Here is a 4,740-nt window from a genome sequence, read left to right on the forward strand (position 1 = left end):
GCGGGATAGGGCTGGCGTGTGCGGTCTCGACTGGAGCGCGTCCGGACGGCACGGCGGGGCCGATACTCCGCGTAGCGGATCGCAACCTAGAGCGATCTTCCCGGGGCCCTGGGAGCTCCCGCGGGCTCACCGTCCCCGCGCAAGGCCAGGCGGGTAACTTCATCGTCAAACTTCCGGATGGTCGGCCAGGCTTTTCTGGCGTTCCCGAGGCTGAACTGGGGAGCCTCGAGCTTGCGCGGAGCGTAGGCATCGAGACGCCCGAGGCTTTCCTGGTGTCGCCGGCCGACGTGGCCGGTCTAGAGGAGTGGGCGGCGCGAGCTCATGGATCGGCACTTGCCGTGCGCCGGTTCGACCGCCGGGAAAACGGAAACCGGATGCACATGGAGGAAATTGCGCAGGTGATGGACATCCCGACCGGGCGCGGTACCGCCAAGTACACGCGGGCGAATTTCGAGACCATTGCCGTACTGGTTGAGGCGCTCTGCGGCACGGCCGCGGTCGGTGACGTGATCGACCGTCTCGTGCTCAACGTACTGGTCGGAAACGGGGATGCCCATCTCAAGAGCTGGGCGATCAGCTATCCCGACGGCCGGCTGCCGGTCCTGAGCCCGGTCTACGACGTCGTGCCGACGGTGCTGTACATCCCCAAGGACGACCTGGGGCTCAACCTGAGCAGGTCGAAGAGCTTCGAGGCCGTCACCACGGGCAGTTTCGACTATATCGGCAGCCGGACGAGGTACGGCATTCCGGCGGCCAGACAGCGGGCGCGTGACGCCACGGCCCGGGTGTTGGCCAACTGGACCGTCCTCAGGGACTACCTGTCGCGGGATGCCTTCGACAAGCTGTCCGACCGGCTCCGCACGTTGCCTCTCGTCGCCGAAGGAGACTGATCGACGCCCCGGATCCGCCAGCCGCTCAGACTGGCCGGTTACTCAATCTGGCCGGTTACTCAATCGGCCACGTCTCGCGGCGCCAGGCGGCATCCCAGAACATCCACTCGTAGCGTGCTGTCACCACGAAGTGTTCCGCGGCGCGCGCCAGCTCCGGCGCCGACGCGTCCGCGCTGACTCGGTCGATGAGGGCGACGACCCGGTCGGCCACCGCCTGGAACGCCGGATCACCGTAGGCGGCGATCCACCGGGCGTACACCGGATCGGGGGAGGAGTCGGCGAGCAGCCGCGCGCCGACCCGGGCGTAGATCCAGTAGCACGGCAGCACTGCGGCGAGCCCCTCCAGGAAGGAGCCGCCATAGACGGTGGCGAGCAGGTAGCTGGTGTAGGCGCGCGTCGTCGGCGCCACGGTCGCCACGCCACCGCCGTCGTCCGCCCCACCGCCGTCGTCCGTCCCACCAGCCTCGTCCGCCGTGCCGCCGTCGTCCGCCGCACCGCCCGGCGGAGCGCCGCCAGGATCGGCGTCGCCAAGCTTGGGACCGCCGAGTGCGTCGAGGAGGTCGGCGTGCATGGCCTGCTCTGCGGCGCCGGCCTGGGCGGCGTCGTTCGCGAGCGCCCGCACGTCGTCCTCGGTGGGCGCCTTCGCCGCGCAGACGGCCAGGGAACGGGCATAGTCACGCAGGTAGTGGGCGTCCTGGACGACGAAGTGAGCGAACACGGGCCGCGGCAGGCTGCCGTCGATGAGCCCGGTGAGGAACGGATGGCGCAGGATCGCCTCGTAGACGTGCTCCGTGGACGCCCACAGCCGCGCGCTGAAGGAGCCCGCCGGGGCGGCGCCAACTTCGGCGGTCACTTCGCGGTAGTCAGATAGTCGTTGGTGACGACGTCCGTCGTGGGAACGGTCGCCTTGATCAGCCCCTCGGTGTGCATCCAGGTGATGAACGATGTCCAGGCGCCCAGGTCCATCCGGCCGAAGCCGGCCGGGTTGCGCAGCAGCGGGGCCGTCGCCTCGACCATCTTCGGCAGCAGCTTCGGGTCGTACCCGTCGGCGACGCCGGTGAGCGTCGTCGTGGCCTTCGCCGGGTCGTCGAGGGCCCGCGCGTTGCCGGCAGCCGTGGCGCGCAGGAAGTCGCGGACGAGCGCGGCGTAGGCCGGGTCCTTGGCGAGCCGGCTGCGGCGGGCGACGACGACCAGTTCGTCGTACTGCGGCACCCCGGCTTCGGTCACGGGGATGACCTTCGGGGCGAGGCCGCGGTCGGCGAGGGTGACGCCCTCGACGTTGCGGTAGGCGCCGAGGGTGGCCTTCACCTTCTTGGAGATCATGGCGGGCAGCAGGTCGGCGCCGACGTCGACGCGGTGGATCGAAGCCGCGCCGAAGTGGTTGGCCTTCGCGATGGCGTCGAGGAAGGCGTCGTCGGTGCGCAACCCGGAGGTGCCGACCGTGGCCCCGGCGAGGTCGGCGGGCTTCGTGATGCCGGCCGAGCCCACGGCCATGATCGAGTTCAGGGCGGTGGGGATGAGGGCGCCGACGGCGACGACGTCGAGCTTCTCGACCCCGGCGATGACCACCTCGGGCTCGTAGGAGATGCCCAGGTCGACGGTGCCCGTGCTGACGAGCTTGAGCGGATCGGACGGGTCCGACGGCGAACGCAGGGTGACGTTCAGCCCGGCGTCGCGGTAGTCGCCGCCGTCCAGCGCCGAGTACAGCGCGAGATGATCCGGGTTGGGCTCCCAGTCGAGCAGCACCGTGGCGGCCCGGGGCTTGGCGCCGGACGAGCCGTCGGAGCCGCAGGCCGCGACGGCGGCGAGGGCGAGGGCGAGGGCGGCCGCCGTTATGGTCAGCCGGCGCGAGTGCGGCGAGATCATCCGGTGTTCCCTTCTCGGGTGGGATTGCGGTGCCAGGGTACGAGCAGCCGTTCGGCGCCGTGCACGAGTGCGAACAGCGCCACGGACATCGCGGTGAGCAGCACGATCGCGGCGAACACCAGCGCGGACTGGAGCTGGGGGACGCCTTGGCGCATCACGTGGCCGAGTCCGTCGGAGGCGCCGGAGTACTCGCCGAAGACCGCGCCGGTCGCGGCGTAGGCGGCGGCCAGGCGCAGGCCGGTGAACACCGAGGGCAGCGCCGCCGGGAACTCCACCCGGGTGAAGATGGCGACGCGGCGGCCGTGCAGCGTCCGCATCATCCGGACGAGCTCCGGGTCGACCGAGGCGAGACCGTCGAGGGTGCCGATCACCACTGGGAAGAAGCAGATGAGCGCCACCAGGATGAGCTTCGGCGTGATGCTGTACCCGAAGATGATCGCCAGGATCGGCGCGATGACGACGATCGGGATCGTCTGGGAGCCGATGAGCAGCGGATACAGCGCACGGCGCGCCGCGGCGGAGAAGTGCAGCGCGCAGCCGAGGGCAAGCCCGGCGGCGACGGAGATCGCGAAGCCGAGGACGATCTCGGTGAGGGTGACCCAGGTGGCGCTGCGCAGGGTGCTGTCCCACCGGTCGACCAGCGTCGTCGCCACCTGGTCCGGCGCCGGCAGGATGTACTCCTCGACGTGCAGCACCCGGGTGACGAACTCCCAGGCGCCGAGCAGCACGGCGCCGACGAGGACACTCGGCCACAACCGCGTCGCGGTCAACGGGCGCTCTCCAGATGGGCGAGGACGGTGTCGCGCAGCGCGACGAAATCGGGGTCGGCGAGCCGGGCCCGCCGGGCCGCGGCGCCGGTGCCGGCGTAGGGAGGGACGTCGACCGACGCGACGACCCGGCCGGGGCGAGCCGACATCACCACCACCCGGTCGCACAGCAGCAGCGCCTCCTCGACGTCATGGGTGACGAGGACGACGGTGCGGGGCTCGTCGGCGAGCATCGCGCGCAGCCAGTCCTGCAGATCCGCCCGGGTGATCGAGTCCAGGGCGCCGAACGGCTCGTCGAGCAGCAGCACCGGCTTGTCCGCGGCCACCGTGCGCAGGAACGAGACCCGTTGGCGCAGGCCACCGGAGAGCTGCGCCGGCCGGTGGTCGGCGAACTCGGCGAGGCCGAACCGGTCGAGCAGCGGCTGGACGCGCCGCGACGCCTCCCGGCGGGACAGGCCCTGGTTCTCCAGCGGGATCCGGGCGTTGGCGAGCACCCCGCGCCAGGGCAGCAGCAGGTCGCGCTGGGGCATCCAGGCGCAGCGGGCCAGCCGGCCCGGCGCGTCCGCGGCACCGAGGACGTCGACGGTGCCGGCGTCCGGGTCGATCAGCCCGCAGATCATCGACAGCAGGGTCGACTTGCCGCACCCGCTCGGGCCGACGATGCCCAGCCGGCTGTGCGCGGGGACGGTCAGGTCCGCGCCGGCCACGGCGTCGGTCTGGCTGAACCGCTTGGTGACCCCGCGGAGCTCGACGCCCGTCCCGACCGGCTGAAGGGGATCGGACGACGACAAGGCCGGCGGCGGGCTCGATCGGCGGGCGAACACGGCTTCTCCTCCTCCTTCCTGCGTTGCTATTTCCCGTGCTGTTGCTGTCCTGCGGCGGCTATGAGCATGTTCAACGGGGCGTGCGAGGCGAGGCATTTCCGGCGGGGTGAGGACCGCAGGGCGATGAGCGTTCGGTGAGATCCGGTCCGGCGGCGACCGGTCAGACGACGACCTTCCGGCGGAGACCAGCCGGATGAGGACCGGTCGGGTGGTGACAGGCCGCGATGGACTCGGCGGTCACGATGCCGGGCCGATGCCGGGGCTGCGGTCGTCGCTGCCGGCACCCGAGGTGCCACGCGGGTTCCCACTGCTCCGGGGGTGGGCCGGCCGATCGGGGCCGGACGGCGCGCGCCCCGGGTCGGCCGTGGGATCGCGGTCGCGGGCGGAGCGCGG

At 71.6% G+C, this 4,740-nt stretch carries 5 protein-coding genes; 1 reads left to right on the plus strand and 4 read right to left on the minus strand.

Features of this window, described 5'->3' with window-relative positions; genetic code table 11:
• Positions 1–890: type II toxin-antitoxin system HipA family toxin (locus tag G6R25_RS21660; RefSeq protein ID WP_163554376.1), on the plus strand; the 890-nt coding region annotated here is incomplete at its 5' end.
• Positions 891–945: 55 nt separating this feature from the next.
• Here G6R25_RS21660 and G6R25_RS21665 read toward each other — a convergent pair.
• Genes G6R25_RS21665 through G6R25_RS21680 form a run of 4 tightly spaced genes read right to left on the minus strand, consistent with a single transcriptional unit; the run spans position 946 to position 4,347 of the window.
• The gene (locus G6R25_RS21665; protein ID WP_163554377.1) at positions 946–1,743 is read right to left on the minus strand and encodes a TenA family protein; all 798 of its coding nucleotides are present in this window, start codon (positions 1,741–1,743) and stop codon (positions 946–948) included.
• Positions 1,740–2,756, minus strand: coding sequence for an ABC transporter substrate-binding protein (locus G6R25_RS21670; RefSeq protein WP_163554378.1), 1,017 nt, complete (start codon positions 2,754–2,756; stop codon positions 1,740–1,742). Before G6R25_RS21670 ends, G6R25_RS21665 begins: the two co-directional genes overlap by 4 nt.
• Entirely contained in the window at positions 2,753–3,526 is a 774-nt protein-coding gene (locus tag G6R25_RS21675; protein ID WP_235825991.1) for an ABC transporter permease, read from the minus strand. The genes G6R25_RS21670 and G6R25_RS21675 overlap by 4 nt, the downstream gene beginning before the upstream one ends.
• Positions 3,523–4,347 carry an ABC transporter ATP-binding protein gene (locus G6R25_RS21680; RefSeq protein ID WP_163554379.1) on the minus strand — a complete coding sequence of 275 codons (825 nt, stop codon included), beginning with the start codon at positions 4,345–4,347 and terminating at the stop codon, positions 3,523–3,525. Before G6R25_RS21680 ends, G6R25_RS21675 begins: the two co-directional genes overlap by 4 nt.
• Positions 4,348–4,740: the final 393 nt, after the last annotated feature.

This window comes from Candidatus Frankia alpina (assembly GCF_902806485.1).
Classification (GTDB): Bacteria; Actinomycetota; Actinomycetes; order Frankiales; family Frankiaceae; genus Frankia; species Frankia alpina.